Source organism: Prosthecobacter fluviatilis (assembly GCF_042655725.1).
Classification (GTDB): Bacteria; Verrucomicrobiota; Verrucomicrobiia; order Verrucomicrobiales; family Verrucomicrobiaceae; genus Prosthecobacter; species Prosthecobacter fluviatilis.
In genome coordinates this window covers 1,079,502-1,099,286 of record NZ_JBHSMQ010000001.1, presented here as the reverse complement: position 1 = coordinate 1,099,286, position 19,785 = coordinate 1,079,502, and the positions used below count along the sequence as shown (strand labels likewise).

General features: G+C 63.7%; 15 protein-coding genes. 6 read left to right on the top strand and 9 right to left on the bottom strand.

Features of this window, described 5'->3' with window-relative positions:
• Nucleotides 1-11: 11 nt before the first annotated feature.
• Nucleotides 12-2,522, bottom strand: coding sequence for an Amuc_1098 family type IV pilus outer membrane protein (locus ACFQDI_RS04280; RefSeq protein WP_377163759.1), 2,511 nt, complete (start codon nucleotides 2,520-2,522; stop codon nucleotides 12-14).
• A gap of 211 nt (nucleotides 2,523-2,733) precedes the next feature.
• Between ACFQDI_RS04280 and ACFQDI_RS04275 the strand changes: the two genes are divergently transcribed.
• The 4 genes from ACFQDI_RS04275 to ACFQDI_RS04260 all read left to right on the top strand — a co-directional run bounded on the left by ACFQDI_RS04275 (nucleotide 2,734) and on the right by ACFQDI_RS04260 (nucleotide 9,797).
• Complete coding sequence (locus tag ACFQDI_RS04275; RefSeq protein ID WP_377163757.1) at nucleotides 2,734-3,717, top strand: malate dehydrogenase; 984 nt, start codon at nucleotides 2,734-2,736, stop codon at nucleotides 3,715-3,717.
• Nucleotides 3,718-3,812: 95 nt separating this feature from the next.
• Nucleotides 3,813-5,225: a DUF1501 domain-containing protein gene (locus ACFQDI_RS04270; RefSeq protein WP_377163755.1), complete on the top strand. Its 1,413-nt coding sequence runs from the start codon at nucleotides 3,813-3,815 to the stop codon at nucleotides 5,223-5,225.
• Nucleotides 5,226-5,304: 79 nt separating this feature from the next.
• Nucleotides 5,305-8,391: a DUF1553 domain-containing protein gene (locus tag ACFQDI_RS04265; RefSeq protein WP_377163753.1), complete on the top strand. Its 3,087-nt coding sequence runs from the start codon at nucleotides 5,305-5,307 to the stop codon at nucleotides 8,389-8,391.
• Nucleotides 8,388-9,797: a DUF1501 domain-containing protein gene (locus ACFQDI_RS04260; RefSeq protein WP_377163751.1), complete on the top strand. Its 1,410-nt coding sequence runs from the start codon at nucleotides 8,388-8,390 to the stop codon at nucleotides 9,795-9,797. The genes ACFQDI_RS04265 and ACFQDI_RS04260 overlap by 4 nt, the downstream gene beginning before the upstream one ends.
• Nucleotides 9,798-9,882: 85 nt before the next feature.
• Here ACFQDI_RS04260 and ACFQDI_RS04255 read toward each other — a convergent pair whose 3' ends face one another.
• Nucleotides 9,883-11,586 (bottom strand): hypothetical protein, encoded by a 1,704-nt coding sequence (locus tag ACFQDI_RS04255; protein ID WP_377163749.1) that lies wholly within the window; start codon nucleotides 11,584-11,586, stop codon nucleotides 9,883-9,885.
• Nucleotides 11,587-11,919: 333 nt separating this feature from the next.
• Nucleotides 11,920-12,915, bottom strand: coding sequence for a ThuA domain-containing protein (locus tag ACFQDI_RS04250; RefSeq protein ID WP_377163747.1), 996 nt, complete (start codon nucleotides 12,913-12,915; stop codon nucleotides 11,920-11,922).
• Between the two features lie 101 nt (nucleotides 12,916-13,016).
• On the opposite strand from ACFQDI_RS04250, the gene ACFQDI_RS04245 reads away from it, so the two are divergent.
• Nucleotides 13,017-14,549: an outer membrane protein assembly factor BamB family protein gene (locus ACFQDI_RS04245; protein ID WP_377163745.1), complete on the top strand. Its 1,533-nt coding sequence runs from the start codon at nucleotides 13,017-13,019 to the stop codon at nucleotides 14,547-14,549.
• Nucleotides 14,550-14,855: 306 nt separating this feature from the next.
• Here the strand turns inward: ACFQDI_RS04245 and ACFQDI_RS04240 are convergent, their stop codons facing one another.
• The 6 genes from ACFQDI_RS04240 to ACFQDI_RS04215 form a co-directional block, all read right to left on the bottom strand.
• Entirely contained in the window at nucleotides 14,856-15,824 is a 969-nt protein-coding gene (locus tag ACFQDI_RS04240; RefSeq protein ID WP_377163743.1) for a peptidylprolyl isomerase, read from the bottom strand.
• Nucleotides 15,825-15,873: 49 nt separating this feature from the next.
• Nucleotides 15,874-16,194 (bottom strand): hypothetical protein, encoded by a 321-nt coding sequence (locus ACFQDI_RS04235; RefSeq protein WP_377163741.1) that lies wholly within the window; start codon nucleotides 16,192-16,194, stop codon nucleotides 15,874-15,876.
• Between the two features lie 203 nt (nucleotides 16,195-16,397).
• Nucleotides 16,398-16,628, bottom strand: coding sequence for a hypothetical protein (locus ACFQDI_RS04230; protein WP_377163740.1), 231 nt, complete (start codon nucleotides 16,626-16,628; stop codon nucleotides 16,398-16,400).
• A gap of 101 nt (nucleotides 16,629-16,729) precedes the next feature.
• On the bottom strand, nucleotides 16,730-17,086 hold the full coding sequence (locus tag ACFQDI_RS04225) for a dihydroneopterin aldolase (protein ID WP_377163738.1): 357 nt from the start codon (nucleotides 17,084-17,086) through the stop codon (nucleotides 16,730-16,732).
• Between the two features lie 120 nt (nucleotides 17,087-17,206).
• Nucleotides 17,207-18,262, bottom strand: coding sequence for an NUDIX domain-containing protein (locus tag ACFQDI_RS04220; RefSeq protein ID WP_377163736.1), 1,056 nt, complete (start codon nucleotides 18,260-18,262; stop codon nucleotides 17,207-17,209).
• 123 nt (nucleotides 18,263-18,385) lie between these two features.
• Nucleotides 18,386-18,973: a PEP-CTERM sorting domain-containing protein gene (locus tag ACFQDI_RS04215; RefSeq protein WP_377163734.1), complete on the bottom strand. Its 588-nt coding sequence runs from the start codon at nucleotides 18,971-18,973 to the stop codon at nucleotides 18,386-18,388.
• Nucleotides 18,974-19,121: 148 nt separating this feature from the next.
• Between ACFQDI_RS04215 and ACFQDI_RS04210 the strand changes: the two genes are divergently transcribed.
• On the top strand, nucleotides 19,122-19,757 hold the full coding sequence (locus ACFQDI_RS04210; RefSeq protein ID WP_377163732.1) for a hypothetical protein: 636 nt from the start codon (nucleotides 19,122-19,124) through the stop codon (nucleotides 19,755-19,757).
• The last annotated feature ends 28 nt before the right edge of the window (nucleotides 19,758-19,785 follow it).

Below are 19,785 nucleotides of genomic sequence, written 5' to 3'. Positions count from 1 at the left end.
GAAGAAAGGTTTTAGGGGGCCACAGCCGCCGTGTCACGGCTTACCTTGCGGCCGGAGGGGTCCACCACGTCCACGGTGACGAAGATGATGACATTCTTCGTGTCCGTCTGCTTGGTGTTGCTCTTGAACAGCCGACCCACGACGGGCAGATCTCCCAGAATGGGAACTTTGTCCTCGACCATGGTACGATTCTGAATCTTGACCCCGCCCAGCACCACTGTGGCGCCGTCATAGACTTTGACTGCGGTGCTCACCTTCTGGACCTTGAAGATCGGCTGCAAAATTTTGTTGGGGGTGATCAGTTCGTCTGGCGAGCTCAGAGGAAGATACCCGGTGGTGCCGCTGGCGAGCTGGAAAGGCAGCACACTCAGGCTGGCAGGCACATAGATGGGCGAGCCATAATTCACAAACCCCTGAAACTCAGTGAGCTCCGGTGCAATGGTAAGCTCCACCGTGCGGCCATCTTCTGAAATCACAGGCTCCACTTCCACCTGGACCCCGGTTTTTCTCATTTCAAAAGCCGTGGGCGTGGTCGGCGTGGCAATCATCTGCGGCTGAGCACCGCCGATTCGGATACGGCCACCACCCTGCGGCAGTCTGGGCGGGTCAAACTCAGTGGGATAAATGAACTCCTGGGTCACCTCAGCGACAGCCTTCAGGCCGCTTTTGGTAGTCACACTTGGGGAGGCGTTGATGTCCACCCCCTTTTTCTGAGCAAGCGCACGCAGGACGGTCTGAAATTGGGGATTGGTGAACACCCCGGCAATCGAGAGAGCCCCCGGAGCCACATTTTTGGTTGCAGTGACCGACCCCGTCTGGAGCAGATTGTCAAGAGAGTTTGCCGTAGTCGCGAAGTCACCGGAGCGAAGGCCTGCGGTGATGGGCCCGCCACCGTAGGGGAATGGCGCCGTGGTGCCTTCCGGTACGGGTCCGGCAAATGCTCCGGAGGCTGGAAGGGAGGGAAACACCTGCTCACCACCCACCGTGAGTGCGGGAACGACATAGGGGGTGTTGAAAGGATAGTTGCCCGGCACGGTGGGGGTGCCATTTCCGGCACTGCCCCCGCCGATGAAGACGTTGCCATTGGTCCCTGCTGCACCCATGAGCCAGTCAAACCCCAGCTCCTCAAGGTTCTTCTGATTGACCTCCAGCATGCGCACATGGATGACGGCCATTTTTGGCGAAGCCTTGGTCGCTTCTTCGACGATCATTTCCACCGTCTCCATGTTGGCGATGGTGTTGCGAACCGTCAGCGTGTTGTTGGACGCATTGTAGCTGGCGCTGGTGCCCTCAGGGAAGGTCACCCCGCGTGTTTCGAGGAACTCTTTCGCCCCAAGGCGGCGGATGATGAGACCGCCACCACCGCCACCGGCCGGAGCTTGGCTGGCAAAAGGATCTGTCGGCGGTGCAGCTCCGGGGTCGCCGCCGGGAGCGTTCTGAATAAAGTCAGGCGGCACCCGGAAGGAGCGGGTGACGATCGCGCTGTTGCGCTCGCTGAGGGAGACAAACGTAACGGCGTGTTCGTCCACCTTGTAGGAGACATCGCACATCTCGCTGACGTAGCGCAGCAGCTCCTCCATGGGGACCTTGAGGAGATTCAGGCTGACGGTTTTGCTGCGGGCCTCAGACGGCACACTGACGACAAAGCTGATCCCCCTGCCCTCGGGGTCCAGGTCACGGCTGCGGACACGCAGCAGCTCGACAACTTCTTCAAGGGTGGCACCGTCAAATTCGACCTTGGGAAAGGTGATGGAGCGCAGCTTCTGCCTGATCCTGTCGCTGCCAGTCTGCTGATTGGCGAGGGAGGCCGAGCCGGCCCCAAACAGAGAGCTGCGGTCCAGGTGTGTGAGAGGCACAGGGTCTTCCCATGTCTGGGTCACCTGGTTGAGCATCTTGGAACGCTGATGATTGTAGGCGCTCCTGTAGTATTTTTGCTTTTCCTGCTCGGCAGTTTCCATGCCGCGCCGGGCGGCGCTGTTGGTGGAGTCGATTCGCAGAACATCCTGGTAAGTGGCAATGGCCTTGTCCAGGTCTCCCAGCTGAAGGAACGAGCCGGCCTTGAGCAGCATCGCCTGCACCGCACCCACGTTGTCCACATGCTTTGCCGTCAGGGCAGGCGGGAAGCGATCCGGGTCTGCGAGGCGTGTCTTGAGAGAGAGCACACGTTCATCTTTGGGCGCGACCTCGGGTGCCAGCAGCTTGTCGAGCACCTTGCCGGCGGCGGCCAGGTCTCCCTTGGCGGCCAGTTCCTGGGCCACCAGGCAGCCAGCCACCACACAGCCGTTGCGTGCGGCCATGCGTGATTCCTGGGCGAGCGGGATATTGGGCAGCGCCTTGTAGGACTCTTCAAAAACGGTCAGAGCTTCGGCCGCCTTTTCCTGATCGATCAGCTGATAACCGCGCTCGATTTCGGTGTTCAGGGTGTTCACCTGAATCGCCCGGCGGCGCGCCTCTGCCTGGGCCATGGCCGAGACTGATTGCGCGCTGGCAGGCATGACCGCGTTTCCACCTAAAATAATCATCAAACACGCAGCAGCACCGCGAGTGAGCAGGCGGCATGGCAACACGGATTCAGGATGTTTCGGGAAAGGCTGCAGGAGCATCAAAGTTAGGAAAAATCGAATTTATAACAGGACTCCGTCTTCCGCCCAAGCATTTTCTGCCATGATTCTCAGCCCGCAGTTGCCCTCCCGCCGCATCTTGCTCTTGTGACTCTCCCATCCCCAATCATCCATGGCCAAAGCACCCATCAAAGTCGCAGTCACCGGCGCCGCCGGTCAAATCGGTTACGCCCTCCTTTTCCGCATCGCCTCCGGAGCCATGTTTGGCCCGGACCAGCCGGTGATCCTCCAGCTCATTGAGGCTCCCTTTGAGAAGCCGCTGGCCGCCCTCGCCGGCGTGGCCATGGAGCTGGATGACTGCGCCTTCCCCCTCCTGAAGGGCATCGTGCAGACCTCCGACGCCAGCGTGGGCTTCAAGGACGCCAACTGGTGCCTCCTCGTGGGTGCCAAGCCCCGCGGTCCCGGCATGGAGCGCGCCGACCTCCTCAAGGACAACGGCAAAATCTTCATCGAGCAGGGCAAGATCATCGACGCCGTGGCTGCCGACGACGCCCGTGTGGCTGTGGTGGGCAACCCCGCCAACACGAACTGCATGATCGCCGCCTCCCAGGCCAAGCGCCTGACGCCGGACCGCTTCACCGCCATGGTGCGCCTGGACCAGAACCGCGCCCAGACCCAGCTGGCCCAGAAGGCCGGTGTGGACCTCACGGAGGTGAAGGACATCTTCATCTACGGCAACCACAGCCCGACGATGTTCCCCTCCTTTGCCCACGCCACGATCGGTGGCAAGGCAGCCGCCGACGTCATCAATGACAAGGCCTGGCTGGAAGGTCCTTTCCTTGAAACCGTTGGCAAGCGTGGTGCGGCCATCATCGCCGCCCGTGGCGCCTCCTCCGCCGCCTCCGCTGCGAACGCCCTCGTCGATCACGTCCGCTCCCTCGTCACCCCAGGTGCGATCCATTCCATCGCGGTGAAGAGCAACGGCCTCTATGGCTTCGATCCTGAAGTTTGGGCCGGCATGCCTGTGCGCACCACCACCCCGGGTGCCTACGAGGTCATCACCAGCTACGAAATGGACGACTTCGCCAAGTCCAAGATCGCCGCCACCAACAAGGAGCTCGTCGATGAGCGCTCCTTCGTGGCCTCCATGCTGTAATACAGCCCCAGAGCAATCACGAGGCGGCACCTTTGCGGGTGCCGCTTTTTTGTGCCCTCGTGAAGAATCCCCCTCCCCGCCGACGTTAAGGCAGCATGTTCTCTTCACGGCGCGATTTTCTTCAGACCACTGGCTGTGGCTTTGGCTACCTGGCCTGGCAGGCCATGGCGCAGAGTCAGGCGGCGCTGGCAAACCCGCTCGCGATCAAAAAGCCGCACCATCAGCCCAAGGCCAAGCGCGTCATCTTTCTCTTCATGCAGGGCGGGGTGAGCCACGTGGACTCCTATGACTACAAGCCGCGCCTCTTCAAAGACGACGGCAAGATCATCGAGGTGGCGGATTCCCGCTCCGTCGCCAAGACCGGCAAAGGCGCGCTGCAGCGGGTGATGAAGCCGCTCTGGGACTTCAAGCAGCACGGTGAAACCGGCCGCTGGGCCTCCAATCTCTTTCCCCACATCAACCAGCATGTGGACGACCTCTGCTTTCTCCACGGCATGCACACGGAGGGCGTGGCTCACGGCCCCGCCACCCTCTTCATGCACACCGGCACCACCAGCAACATCCGCCCGAGCATGGGCTCCTGGGTGATGTACGGCCTGGGCGCTGAAAACGAAAACCTCCCGGGCTTCATGACGATCAGCCCGAGCCTCGGCAACGGTGGTCCGCGCAATTACGGCAATGCCTTCCTGCCCGCCGTCTTCCAGGGCACTCCCGTGGGCCGCTCCGGCCAGCCCGCGAAGGAATCGACCATCAAGAACATCACCAACGCCATCTGGACGCCTGAGCAGCAGCGCAAGCAGTTCGGCCTCCTCAGCGCGCTGAATGGCGAGCAGGCCGCCCGCGCCATGCCCGGAGACACGGACATCGACGCCGTGATCCGCAGCTACGAACTGGCGTGGCGCATGCAGAACAACGCCCCCGGCGCCATGGACATCGGTGGTGAGTCGGAGGCCACGCTCAAGCTCTACGGCATCAACGAAAAGCCCACCGACAACTTCGGCCGCCAGTGCCTCATGGCCCGCCGCATGGCCGAGCAGGGCGTGCGCTACATCCAGGTGAACTACGGCGACAACTCCAACAACCCCGCCTGGGATCAGCACTCCAACCTGCCCAAGCATGGCGACCACGCCGCCGCCGTGGACAAACCTATCGCAGGGCTGCTTTACGATCTCAAACAACGCGGGCTTCTGGAGGATACCATCGTGTGGTGGGGCGGCGAATTTGGCCGCACTCCGTATGCCGAGAAAAACGGCACCGGCCGCGACCACAACCCGCTCGGCTTCACCGTCTGGGTGGCAGGCGGCGGCTTCAAGCCTGGCTATGCCCACGGCATGACTGACGACATCGGCCACATGGCGGTGGATGACAAAGTGCACATGCACGACCTGCACGCCACCATCCTGCACCAGCTCGGCCTCGACCACGAAAAGCTCACCTTCCGCCACGCCGGCCGCGACTTCCGCCTGACGGATGTGCACGGCCATGTGGTGAAGGAAGTGCTGGCGTAAAACGAATTTCCAAATTCGTTTGCCCCGGCGGTACAAAACCCCGCCCGCAGAGCGTCTTCCTCGCATGGGCATCGGCCGCATGCGTTTCATCCACTTCACGATCTTGATGCTCGTGGGTGGAGCGTGCGCCTCCGCAGCGACAGAGCCCAGGCTCCGCTTCAATCAGGACATCCGCCCCATCCTTTCGAACAAATGCTTCCGCTGCCACGGCTTTGATGAAAAGGGGCGCAAGGGCGATCTCCGCCTGGACCAGCGGGAGGTGGCCATCGCCACCCGTGATGGCACGCAGGCCATCGTTCCAGGCAAGCCGGAGCAGAGCGCCGTGATGCAGCGCATCCTCACCACGGATGCAGACGACCTCATGCCGCCGCCGGATTCCAAGCTCTCGCTGACCGACGCGGAGAAGCAGACACTGCAGCGCTGGATCGCCGAGGGAGCGGAATACGAAGCGCACTGGTCGCTGATTCCTCCCAGAAGTGCCGCGCTGCCGGAGGTGCAGGACAAGGCATGGCCGCGCAATGAGATCGACCGCTTCATCCTCGCACGGCTTGAAAAGGAGTCGCTGCATCCCAGCCCGGAGGCCACGCGCGAGACATTGCTGCGGCGCGTGAGCCTGGACCTCACCGGCCAGCCGCCCACGCTGCAGGAGCTGGCACACTTTCTCTCCGACACCAGCGGCAAAGCCTACGAGCATGCCGTGGACAGCCTGCTGACCTCCAAACATTACGGCGAGCGCATGGCCGTGGAGTGGCTGGATGCCGCGCGCTACGCGGACACCAACGGCTACTTTGGCGACAAGACCCGCAGCACGTGGCCGTGGCGGGACTGGGTGATCGACGCCTACAACCGCAACCTGCCCTTTGACCAGTTCACCATCGAGCAGCTCGCAGGCGATCTGCTGCCGAATGCGACCACGGCGCAGCGCATCGCCACCGGTTTCAACCGCAATCACATGGCCAACAACGAGAGCGGCATCATCGATGAGGAGTACCGCGTGGAGTATGTGGCCGACCGCCTGGAAACCACCGCTGCTACGTGGATGGGCCTCACCATCGGCTGCGCACGCTGCCATGACCATAAGTATGATCCCATCACGCAGCGTGAGTTCTACCAGCTCTTTGCCTTCTTCAACAACCTGCCCGAGTCCGGCCTCATCAAGACCGACAATCCAGCACCGCTGCTCAGCGTTCCCACCCCGGATCAAGAACGCGAACTGCAGCGCCTGACCACGGCCACCCAGCAGGCGGAAGAAGCCTTCACCCCATTAGCAAAGGCGCTGCAGCAGCAGATTGCAGACTGGGAAAAAACGGCGCAGGCAGAGCTGAAGCCCTCACCGGCAGGCAGGCTGATCGCGCATTTCCCGTTTGAGGGGCAGATCGAGGGTCGTCACCTCGGCACCAGCCTCGTGTTTCAGAGCGGCATCCTCGGCCAGTCGTCCAAGTTTGACGCAACGCAGCATGTGGAGTGGGCCGGTGCTTTTGACACAGATGCCGCGTGGACGCTCGGCCTGTGGCTCTCGGCCGACACATCGCTCGCGGGCGTGCTCTCCAAGATCGAGCCCGAGGGCCGCCGTCGCGGGCTGGAGGTCATCTGGCAGAAGGGCCGCTTTCAGATCAATCTCGTCAGCCAGTGGGGCACCGACGCCATCGAGCTCGTGACGCAGGAACCGGCCACTGGCAAAAAATGGCATCATCTGGTAGTGAGTCATGATGGTTCAAAGCGCGCCGCCGGCATGCGGGTCTTCATCGACGGTCAGCCTGTGGCGGTGAAAGTCATGAACGACAGTCTGAAGGGCAGCACGCAGTGCGCCGAGCCGCTGCGCATCGGCAGGCGCGATGCGGGGCTGGGCTTCTACGGCCAGCTCGATGAGCTGCGTCTGCTGCAGCAGCCAGTCACTCCGGAGGCGGTGCAGTCGTGGTTCTGGAGCGAGCGCCTGCGCGGCATCGTGGCCACGCCTTTGGCCAAACGCCCTGCCGCTGACAAAACCCTGCTGCAGGACTGGCATGTGGAGCATCGCGCCGATGCCCGCACACGCACCGCGCACCAGCGCCTGAATGACACCAGGGCCGCCGAGGCCACGCTGCGCGAAAGCATTCCGACCACGCTGGTGATGCAGGAGATGCCAAAACCGCGTGCAGCGCATCTGCTCACACGCGGACAGTATGACCACCCCGCCGAGGAGGTGCAGCCCGGAGTGCCGGCATCGCTTTCCAAATGGCCGCAGGACGCACCGCGCAACCGCCTCGGATTCGCACGCTGGCTTGTCTCAAAGGACAATCCTCTCACCGCGCGTGTGGCGGTGAACCGGCTGTGGATGCAGTGCTTTGGCGAAGGGCTGGTGCGCAGTGTGAATGACTTTGGCTCTCAGGGAGAGGCTCCCAGCCATCCGGAGCTGCTCGACTGGCTGGCGGTGCGCTTCATGCAGAGCGGCTGGGATGTGAAAGCCCTGCTCAAGCTCATGGTCATGAGCGCCACCTACCGCCAGAGTTCTCAATTTTCGGCCAAAGATCCCACTAACCGCCTGCTGGCACGCGGCCCCTCCTTCCGCCTCAGCGCCGAGATGGTGCGAGATCAGGCGCTCGCCGTTTCCGGCCTGCTGGTGTCGAAGATCGGCGGCCCGAGTGTGAAGCCTTACCAGCCGCCTGGCCTCTGGGAAGCCGTGTCCTACAATGGCGAAGAGAGCTATGTGCCGGACAGCAGCGACGGCCTCTGGCGCCGCAGCCTCTACACCTTCTGGAAGCGCCAGTCGCCTCCCCCTGCCCTGCTCACCTTTGACGGACCCACGCGTGAGAAATGCACCGTGCGCCGCACCCGCACCAACACGCCGCTGCAGTCACTGGTGCTGCTGAATGACGAGACCTACATCGAAGCCTCGCGCGCACTCGCCGCATGGTCGCTGGCGCAGCAGGGCGGCGAATCCGAGAAGCTCTCGCTCACTTTCCGCCGGGTACTCTGCCGTGCGCCAGAAGCCGGTGAGCTGGAGCTGCTGCGCAGTCTTTTGAGCCGACAACGCACACGCTTTGCCTCCGAGCCCGAGGCCGCTGCGAAACTGATCGCTGTGGGTGCCTCGCCTCTTGGCAGAACGCTCGATCCCGCCGAGCTGGCCGCGTGGACCGTGACGCTGCACACGCTTTTCAATCTCGACGAAACCATCACACGCCGATGAACGCCGCCCTGATGACCCGCCGTGAGCTTTTTGGCCATGCTTCCTCAGGCATCGGCACCGCCGCGCTGGCCTCGCTGCTGGGCCAGGGGCAGGCGCTGGCCGCGCCGCATTTCGCGCCCAAGGCCAAGCGCGTGATCTACCTCTTCATGCACGGTGGGCCGTCGCAGCTCGATCTGTTTGATCACAAGCCTGGCCTGCAAAAGCTGCACGGCCAGGAGTTCCCCGCCTCCGTGCTCGGAGATCAGCGCCTCACCGGCATGACCAGCGGGCAGAAGAGCAAGCCCATCACCGCGTCGATGTTCCGCTTTCAGCAGCATGGCCAGTCCGGCGCATGGATGAGCGAGTTGCTGCCGCACATGGGCCGCGTGGCCGATGAGATGTGCATCATCCGCTCCATGCACACGGAGGCCATCAATCACGATCCGGGCGTGACGCTGCTGCAGACGGGCCACCAGCAGCCCGGGCGCCCGAGCTTTGGCGCGTGGGCCAGCTACGGCCTCGGCAGCGAGAATGCCAGCCTGCCCGCCTTTGTGGTGCTCATCTCACGCGGCAGCGCCGCGCGCCCTGCCGATCCGCTCTATGCGCGGCTGTGGGGCTCCGGCTTTCTGCCTTCCAATCATCAAGGTGTGAGCTTCCGCAGCAGCGGCGATCCCGTTCTCTATCTCTCCAACCCTCCCGGCATCAGCGCCGCCACACGGCGCGATGAGCTGGACATCATCCAGGCGCTGAACCGCAAACAACTCACGCAGCAGCTCGATCCCGAGATCGACACGCGCATTTCGCAGTATGAAATGGCCTACCGCATGCAGAGCAGCGTGCCGGATCTGATCAGCCTCAAGGACGAGAGCGCCGCCACCTTTGAGGCCTACGGGCCGCAATCACGCGTGCCCGGCAGCTTTGCGGCGAACTGCCTCCTCGCGCGCCGAATGGCGGAGAGCGGCGTGCGCTTCATCCAGCTCTACCATCGCGGCTGGGACCAGCACTACAATCTGCCCAGTGATCTGCGTCTCCAATGCCGCGACATCGACCAGCCCTGCGCCGCGCTCATCAGCGACCTCAAGCAGCGTGGCCTGCTGGACGACACGCTCATCGTCTGGGGCGGCGAGTTTGGCCGCACCACCTACTCCCAGGGCAAGCTGGAGCCCACCAATCACGGCCGCGACCACCATGGCGGCTGCTTCACCATGTGGCTGGCCGGGGGCGGTGTGAAGCCCGGCTTGCAATACGGCGAGACCGACGACTTCTGCTTCAACATCGCCCGCCACCCTGTGCATGTGCATGACCTGAATGCCACGCTGCTGCACCTCCTCGGCATCGACCACGAGCGCCTCACCTACCGCGCCGAAGGCCGCGACTTCCGCCTCACGGATGTGCACGGCCGCGTGCTCAGAGACCTGCTGGCGTAAAACGAATTTCCAAATTCGTTTTGGAAAAGTGAAGCAGGCAGGTGAATCAAAATCCCCTGCCTGCCCCGGCCAAGCTCATGCGCACTCAGCGCAGGTAGAAATCTTTGACGCGCTGAAAGTCATCCTCCGGCAGCATCTCGGCGCGGCCGTCGTTGCGGATGACCACGCGCGTCTCCTTGCCACCGGCGCCTTTGCTGGTGAAAGGAGCCGCCAGCACGATGCTGATGCGCGGCGAGTCCGGAGTCAGTGTGCTGTCGTAGAGCCAGGGCTGGGGTTCCTCGCCCGGCTTGGCGGCCAGCGTGAGCAGCTCGGGTTTGGTGAGGGCGCCGGAGTCGATCAGTTCCTGCAGCTTGGCGGGGTACTTGCCGCCGTGCCCTGCGGCATACGACTTCAGCGCGAGGAGCACCTGACGGCCGTTGCTAAGCGTTTTCGCCTCGGCACCACGCTGCTGTACGGTGCTCAGCGCCGGGACGACCAGCGAGGAGATCACCGCCAGGGAGGTGATGCTGGAGAGTGATCCGGGGTTCATCGCGGGAATGCTGCTGTTGCTGACGTTCAGGACGCCATCCGGCAGATTGGCGTAGCAAAAGGCCTGCGGATAGCGCGCATGGCTGGAGATCATGTTGATCAGAGACACCGCCATTTCATTGGCCGACTTGTCCTTGTCTGTGGATTTGGCGAGGGAGGCTGCAGCCTCGGTCTTCAGGACATCGATCAGGGTCACCATCAGGCGCTTGGAGAGAAACATGCCGCCGTTGCCTTCCGCTGGCATGCCCTGCCACACCCGGGCAAAATCTGGCTGGCTGCTGAGCTTGGCATCCTTGGCCATCACGGCGTCATGGTAGGCCGGACGTGTCGCGATGATGAGGCGGTCACCTGCCGCATCCAGCGTAAAGATGGGCTGGAAGTCCATCGGTGGCGGCCCCATGGGTCCGCGAAAGCGACCCACCACGGCACCGTTGACCTCCTGCACTTCCACCGGCGAGCCCGGCGCCTGAAACATCGGCAGCACCTGTGTTTTGAGCACGTCTTTGATCCAGCCCAGCTTGTCGATCACGATGGCGGCGTTCACCCCCGGAAAGGTCACCGCCGAGCCCGGTGCGGAAAACGTCTGCTCAGGCACCAGCGTGGCAAAGAGGGCCACCCGCACGGAGAGCTTTTCCAGCATCTCGCGGTAGGACATGCCCAGCATCGGCTGCCGGGCGGAGGCCATCGCCTCGATCATGGCCCGCTGCTCCTTCGGGGAAGATTCCAGAATCACCGGCCAGGCCTCAGCCATGAGATCCTTCAGATGCAACGGAAACTCCAGCGCGAGATCCGTGTCCTGCGGGGCCAGGGCGGGGGTCAGCAGGGGCTCCGCCGGTCCTCCGCTCAGCGTAAGAAAGCCTTTCCGGCCTTCGGGCGTGTAGGCAAAGCTGCGGTGGTGATTCAGGCCCTCAGACACCTTGCGCGAGCTCGTCCCGCTGGCCTTGATGGAGTAAAAGCCGGTCAGCGCCATCATCCTCTGAAAGGAAAAATTCGGCGGCAGCTTGGCCTTTTCCTCGGCAGGCATCTTCTTGAAGGCCTCCTCCATAAAGGCGCCCAGCAGCCCGGCCACATTTTCCTCCTCCCCATACGTGAAGGAGGCCCCGCCCACCTCCAGCCTGGAGGCCACCGCCTGGAAATGCGGCGAGCCGCCCATAGAAACGAGCGTGAGCCCGGGACTGCCTGCCGCAGCAGCTGGTTCAGTATTTTTGTTACACTGGGCAAGACCCAGGAGCGCGAGGACAGGAAGAATTCTGAGAATCATGGAGCAGAATGATGCCAAGGACATCAGCAGAATCAATTCCAGAACTGTGGCAAAAATATACCCAACCCCCATCATCAAAGTACTGCATCCCGCTTGCGGTACTGCATTTCGAAGCGTCCCCGCCAGCCCGTGCATCCATCAGCGTACGGCAGGCACAGGGGCGTGCGCACGTCCTCGCAGCGGGCCGGTTTGGCGGAGAGTCCGATGGAATGTGAGGTTGCCTGGGACGCCAAACACGACCGACCTACGGCCAGGGCGCCGTGTCGTTCACCTGTGCGAGAACAGCCCTCGCTGAGACAGAAGTACAGACCCTTTTTCCAATACTCCGGGGGATTACTTCACCAGCACGAAGTCATCCGGCTTGAGCCCTTTTTGGAACTCGCCGAAGCCGTACATCGTGGGCTTGTAGTCGCCCACGGGGGTGACGTCCGCCTTTTCAGGCACTTCGAGGCCGAGCCCCCAGTGCAGGCCATTGACGACCAGGCGACGGAGGCCTTCGTTGGTCAGGTCGGTGGCGGCGCCCATGGTGGAGGCGAGGATCTTGTTTTCGGTGCCGGCGTCATTCTTCACCACACGCAGCCAGGCCACGGGCATCATGGGACTGTTCACGTCCTGCTCCACCTTGGCGGCGGTGGCTTTGCGGTAGGTGGCGGGGGCGGTGTCGGGCGTCATACCCTGGAGGATCTGGCCGCGCACCAGCACGACGGCATCGGCGGGCGGGGCGGCCTCATACACGTCGGTGTTGGCAAAGAGATCGCTCACGCCGCGCAGCACGGGGTGGTTGGCGTTGGCGGCCTCGATGACGCCTTTGGTGGCCTCCACCTTGTGCTTGCCCCAGTGGCTGACCCAGGTCTCGCCGAGGACTTTTTTGCCCCAGCCGCCGTTGCTGTTCCAATTCCAGGAGGCATAGGGGCTGTCCTTGGGATAGCCGCTGAAGGCGTGCGTGCTGGTGCGCAGGGCCACGATGGGCACGCCACGGTTCACCGCAGCCTCAAATTTCCTGGTGGTGGCCTCGTCCCAGTGGCGGAAGCGCAGCAGCATCACGATGGCATCGGCACTGTCCAGCGCCTCCGGGTGCGTCAGGCTGGCACCGTTCTTGGGGTCGATGGTGCCATCTGCGCCCAGGCTGAAGAGCACGGTGCATTTGAAGCCGTGGCGCTGGCTCAGGAGCTTGCCCAGCATGGGCATGGCCTCCTCGCTGCGGTATTCCTCGTCTCCGGAGAGCAGCACGATGTGCTTTCCTTTGGTCGTGCCGGCGGGTTCATAGACGACGTGGTCAGCAGCCATGAGACCGGATGCGGCAAGGAGGGAGAGAAAAAGATGTTTCATGAACGTGGGTTGGAAGTGGGCGAGGATGAGACATACGTCAGATAATGCCAGCCATTTCCTCCGACCTGCGGCAGACGTAGAATGCAGCGCACCCTTTTCCCATGATTCCCAAATTTCCCCTCGTTCTCACCTTGCTGGTGGGCGGCGTTTTCACCTGGATGTGGAGCACCGATCATACCTTCCGCGCCGCCAGCATCATGCTGCTGCTCCCGCTTTGGCTGCTGCTCATGAGCCTGTGGTGGGCGCTGCACAAGAAAGGCGTGCGGCTCCGGCGCCTGGGCGTCTTCGCGCTCGGCATCGCCTGCATCTGGGGCTTGTTCAAATACGCGATCCGCTATGACGGCAGCGCAGACGGCTCGGCCATGCCCAGCCTGACCTGGCGCTGGCAGAAGCCGGAAGCTCTGCCCGCCTTGAAAGCGGCTGCGGCAGACGCAGGCACGGCCCCCTCTCCCATGCCGGCGGGTGCAGCAGACATGCCGCGCTTCTTTGGCCTGAAAGGAGACGGCGCCTACCCCGAGCCCAACTGGCAGACGGACTGGGCGGCACATCCGCCGCGCGAGGTCTGGCGCATCAAGGTGGGTGATGGCTGGGCGGGCTTTTCTGTGGCGGGCGGACGCGCCCTGACGCAGGAGCAGCGCGGCGAGGAGGAGTATGTGACCTGCTATGACCTGGCCACCGGAAAGCTGCTCTGGGCCCATGCGGACATGGCACGCTTTGACGAGCCCATGGGCGGCATAGGCCCCCGTGCCACGCCCACGGTGGATGTGGCACATAATGCGGTGCTGGCGCTCGGTGCCCGGGGCCTGCTGAACTGCCTGGACCTGGCCACCGGAAAACCACGCTGGAGCAAGGACGTGCTGAAGGACTGCGAGAGCACCAAGTCCCCCGAATGGGGCAAGAGCACCTCCCCGCTCATCGTGGGGGAACACGTGATCGTCAGCGGTGGCGACAAGGGCATCACCCTCGCGGCCTACCGCATCGCGGACGGGCAGCTTGTGTGGAAAGCGGGTGCAGACGGTGGCAGCTATAGCTCTCCTGTGCTGGCCACCGTGGCCAGGCGCGAGCAGATCGTGAGCGTAAACGCCAACTCCGTGACCGGACACGATCCCGCCACGGGCGCGGTGCTGTGGTCGTTTGACTGGCCGGGCATGTTTCCCAAAGTCTGCCAGCCCGTGCAGGTGACGCCCGAGCGCATCCTCGTGACCACCAGCTACGGGCTGAAAAGCAACCTGCTGGAGATCAAGGCGGATGCCGCAGGCAAGATGAGCGTCTCCTCCGTGTGGAGCAGCAGCGCGCCGCGCACGAAGTTCAGCAGCCCCAGCGTCCTCGGCAGCCATGCCTACGCGCTGGACGAGGGCACCCTCTGCTGCGTGGATCTGGCCACCGGCGAGCGCGTGTGGCGCGAAGGACGCTACGGCTTTGGCCAGCAGATCAAGCTGGGAGACCAGTGGCTGCTGGTGCAGGCGGAAAAGGGTCAGGTGGCCCTGGTGAAGGCCAGTCCCGCCAAACTGGAGGAAGTGTCCAGGCTGCAGGCGCTGAGCAGCAAGACGTGGAACCCGCCCACGCTCGCCGGACGCTGGCTGCTGGTGCGCAATGACCGCGAGGCCGTGTGCTACGAGCTGGCTGCCAGGTGAATGCGTGAGCGCGGCCTCTGGCTGCCGCGATGCGCTGCCAAAAGCACCGGAGAGGTCCTGCCCATGCACCCATCAGCGTTCCGCAAACATCGGCGCGCGCTGTGGTCGGACGGTTTGGCGGAGGGAGCGGTGGAGCAAAGAAGCGGTTGCGGCACCAAACACGGCCAACCTACGACCGGAGCACCACGCTAAGCGTGCAAAAGCCTGCCCAGGCTCGTTTTCAATGGCGCGTGGCGGAAAGATGTCAGCCGAAGCGGCCGCGCGCGCTGCTGCTTCAAGCGCGCCAGCCCGGCCTGCGCCGGTCTTTTACCACACTCGGTGGAAGAAGCGGCTCACCATGCTGCGTGCCGCGTCTGGCTTCATGAAGCGGCGGCCTTCCCCGCTGGAGATGGCCGGCACCTGCATGGGGCCCTTTTGCGTGATGACCTTCATGGACTTGATCTCGATGCGTGCCACGGGGCAGTCATTGGCGTCCACCGGCATGATGGAGATGCGCTGAAAGGTTTCGAGGCCGGAGACCACCTGGCCAAAGACGGTGTACTTGCCTTCGAGTGCACTGTAGTTGCCCAGGGCCACGTAAAACTGCGAGCCGTTGGAGCGGCGCTCTGGGTTGACCTTGTCCGAGCGGCGGGCCATGGCCACGGCTCCGACGCGGTGCGGGAGCTTGATCTCGGCCGGGATGGTTTTGTCCTCGCCGCCAGTGCCCCATTTGAGCCGTGCGGACTCGTCCGCCGTCAGCGGATCGCCAGTCTGCACCAGGAAGTTTTCAATGGCGCGGTGGAAGGCCAGGCCGTTGTAGAAGCCGCTGTCGCAAAGGTCGATGAAATGGTTCACCGTCTGCGGTGCGTCGTTTGGATAGAGCTCGATCATGACGGTCTCACGCGCGCCGCCAAACGCCACTTCCATGACGGCAATCTTGCGCACGGAATCCTTGGCCCAGAGGGAGGGGTCTTCCATCCGCTGGGCAGGCAGGCGCATGGAGTTGGTGGTAGGGGCGTAGGGGGTGTACTGCACGCCGTCTGTCTTGCCAGGAGTGGTGGCGGCTGCGCCACCGGCTTTGTCCACGGACTTGAAGAGCGCTTTCTGGGCCTCCTCCGCGAGCTTGTCGATTTCAGTGGTAGCGGGCGTCGTGGCAGGCGTCGTGGCCGGAGCCGCGGCGGGAGGCAGCACCGGTGCCGTGCTAGGCCGGAGGGAGTCCGGTGCCTTGAGCTGCTGGGCGGTCAATGCAGCATGGCAGCCAAAGGCAAGCAGGCAGGTCAGGAGCGGGGTCTTCACGTGTCGAATGGATTGGAAAAACAGGGGGAAAGCAGGAGCCATGCCGCAGCTAGCGCAGGGTGGGCGGGATCGTCGGGCTGCTGCTCGGGGCGGGGCGGCTGGGGGCAGGCTCGGGCGCAGGGGCCAGGGCCGGAGCTGCGGGCGCTGAAGGCTCTAGGCTCATGCCGGCGGCCTGCTCGGCACGGGCGTTGTACTGGTAGCGCATTTTGGGGTTGCCGCGCGCCTTGCGCGGAGACAGTCCCCAGCTCACATCGTAGGCATCCTGCTGGCTCACGGTGGGGAACTTCGAGTCGTAATGCTCAAAGGAGCCGCAGGATACGAGAAGCGCCGGAGCAACCAGAGCGGCAAAGATGAAACGCAGAGATGTCATTGTTTGGCAAAAGTGGATTCTAAACGAGACCGCGATACTAGGCGGGCTGCCTGTGGCTGGCAAGATCGAAGTCTGAGACGCTGCCACCGGGCCTTTTGTTCAGTCTGCGTGCGGCACGCCTCCCCGTAGGCCCATGTTTCAGCCCCCCTTCCGGAGCCTGTGACAGCCCTCACTTTGTCAGACACGAAACTATGGAAAACACCCTAGCGCGGCACCTCTGCGGTCGGCAGGTCTCCGGGCTGGGGCTCGGCCCTGGAGTTGTACTGGTAGCGCATCTTGGGGTTCCCCCGTGCTTTGCGCGGTTCCAGGCCCCAGCTGACGTCGCAGGCGTCCTGCTGGGACACCGTGGGCAGGCGTGAGTCCGCCGGGGTCTCACAGGAGGGCAAAAGCGTGGCGGCGAGCAGGGCGGCCAGAAAGAGGCGCAGAGAGGTCATGGCTGTGCAGGGTGGTGTGGTTGGCGGGTCACGGACGCGGGGTCCGGCCCTGCCCGGACAGGCAGGCGCGGGGGGCTTGGACTTTGCCCCGGCGGTTCTGTTCAGTTTCCACGCACCAGACGCACCGCCACATGGTCCGTCTCTGGCAGGATGCGCTTGCGCAGCTCGAGGCTGACCCCCTGGGCCCCAAATTCCTCCATCACGCACGCGACCATCTCGGCCGCCAGGGTCTCGATCAGCCTGCGGGGGCGCTCTGCCGACAGCGCCTGCAAGCGGGTGGCCACAGCGGCGTAGTCGATGGTGGCGGCGATGTCGTCTTGCATCGCCTCAAAGCGGGCGGCGATGCGCAGCGTGATGTCCGCCTCCAGCACCTGGCTCGTGGCGCGCTCCTCCTCCGGCACCCCGATGTGGGTGGTCAGGCGCAGGGCGGAGATACGGATTTCGTCAGGAGGGAGCATGGGGAAAGACAAAGGGAGTGGAGGGGATATTTAGCGCAAAGAATGACGAATGAGTAAGTCCGAATGCCGAAATAATGACGAAAGCGTGCTGCGCAGCTTTTGGCATTTGGCCTTGCTTGGTCATTTCTCCAAGAGCCCCCGCCTGACACACTCATCAATCAGCACGCGCGTGGGGATGTTCAGGTCCATCTGCAGCGCTGCGGCCAGAGGCACCCAGCGGAAATCCTGGGCCTCCTCATTCAGCACCACCTGCGGCTGCGCATCCGCGCAACGTGCGGTGTAGTTGAGCAGCAGGAAGTGCGCGGAGCGCTGAAACTCGGGCGGCTCGATGCAGTCCTGCACCATGATGAATTCGATGTCCCGCAGCGTGAGCGCCGTCTCCTCCTGAATCTCGCGGATCAGCGCCTCCTCGCAGGTCTCCCCGCGCTTGATCTTGCCGCCCGGGATGCCCCAGCGGTGGCTCCACTTGTGCGTGCGGATGAGAAGCAACTCGTCTTTGGAATTCAAAATCAGCGCGCCCACCGTGGCCACGGGGTAGGCCTTGTCATGCCCGCCCAGGCCACCCAGGAGCGCGGGCAGGCGGGAGAGATCTGGCACCAGCATGTCCGGCCCGGAGGTGAGGAGCTGGGCCGCCGTCTCATACCCCGTGCAGGTGGCGATGCTCACCACCCCTGCGGCTTTTCCGGCGTCGATGTCATGCCGCATGTCGCCGATGAAGGCAGTCTCCTCCGGGGTCATGTCCAGCTCTGCCAGCAGGCCGTGGATTTCCTCCCGCTTGTCCACCACGCCGCAGCGCAGGACCTCAAAGGCAGCCCGCACACCCAGCGCCTCCGCCTGGGCCGTGACATGCGGCAGGGGCGCGCTGCTGAGCACCACCATGCGCCTGCCTGTGACTGCGGCAAACTGGATGAACTCCAGCGCGTGAGGCAGGATCTCCAGATCCTCATGCGCATGGGTGAAATGCTCCAGGTAGAGCTCCTGCAGGCGCTGCAGCGGCACCTCAGGCAGCACCTCGGCAAAGAATTCGGTGTAGGGCAGCCGGAAGCGTGCCCGGAACTCCTCCCGGCTCATTTCCGCCGCCCCGACGCTGCGCAGCATGCCATTCACAGCGCCCACCACCCCTGGCAGGTCATCCACCAGCGTCCCGGACCAGTCGAACAAGAGATTCCGAATCATGTGCCGCCCGCCTTAGCCGCAGCCCAGCCTCTTTGCAAACCCTCTCCCCTCTGTCGGTGGCCGATGGCCAGCAATCAGCGGTCAGAGCCCCCGCCCTGGTCTCACAGTCCTCCCCTGCCCCGCTCACCTCCGGCGGCGCAGCATCCACAGCCCCGCCACCCCCAGCAGCATCAGGCTCCCCGGCTCCGGCACCGGCACGGGCGTCGTCACAAAGTCGATGCTGTAATTGATCTGGTCTGAGCCCTCCTGAATCCAAAAGGTGTAGTTTCCCGAAGGCAGCGGCCCGTCAAAGCCGATGCCGCCAAACTCCGGCCCCAGGTCCAGCAGCATCAGCAGGTCGTTGTAGGTGTTGCCAAAGCCATCCTGCGCGTAACCCCAGAGTGCATTGCTCAAATGCTGCGAGGGGTCGCTCAGATTGATGGAGCCCCCGTTGGCAATGGCCATGAAGGAATCATTTCCCAGGCTGCCGCTGGCGCTGGAATACCCCACCAGATTGATCCCCGTGAGGTAATAGCCAGGGGCGATCGTGAAATTCCAGATGTCCGCATCCAGCGGCGGCGCACCATTGAGAGCGCCCATGGTGCCGGTGATCAGATTGCTGCCGGCGCTCAGGGTGCCCAGCAGCGTCGGTGCTGCCCCGTCATCCGAGAGGTCGCCGTTCAGCCCCTCGTCCCAAGTCAGCGCCTGCGCCATGCCGAAAGGCAGGAGCAAAACGGCTAACAGAACAAAGAAACGAGAAATCGGCATATTATGGTAATTATATTAAACTTAACTAATATTGTCAACACAAGTGATTCATTTCTCAATGTGAAATGTCCCCAAGCGCTCTTCCCGCTCGCTTCCATCCCACCTCCCCTGCATGCTCGCCCGCATGCGCCTGCTGATCGCCCTGCTTGCCCTCCTCTGGCTGCCCTCCTGCGTCCATGTCTTCACCACACGTTACGACTACCAGTCCAGCACCCCGGCCCCCACGGCAGGCGGCAGCGCCTTTCGGGTGGAGTTCATCCCCAAGGCCACCGAGTCCGGTCTGGCGCTGAGCGCCGTGGTCGTCGGCAGCGCGGTGGTGTCTGAAGTGGGTCCCTACCAGATGCGCCTGCACGCCTTTGGCCAGCCGGGAGATCAGCAGTGGTTTGAAGTGAAAAGCCTGCGCCTCAGCGGGGCGGAGGGCTTTCAGGCCCCTATGGAGCCAAGGGGCTTTGCCGGCCGCGCCGGATTCCAGCCCGCAAAAACAGCCGGTCTCACCCGCGCCAGCCTGCTGCTGGGCCCCTACGTCAGCCTCGATGCCGAAAAGCAGCACGACATCGTGCTCGATGCCGAGGTCCTCGTCATGCGCCGCAGCGGCCCCACGCGCGGCACCCTGCGCATTCCGCTGGTGCTCACCAAGACCAAACGCCGGGACAGCACCAACGTCATCGCCGAGATCGCCCACGACATCCGCAACCGCGACACCGCAGACATCCCCGCTGGCCTCCCCCCGCCGCCGGAAAAGCCGTAAGCACGCGCACCACTTTGCCGCTGGACAG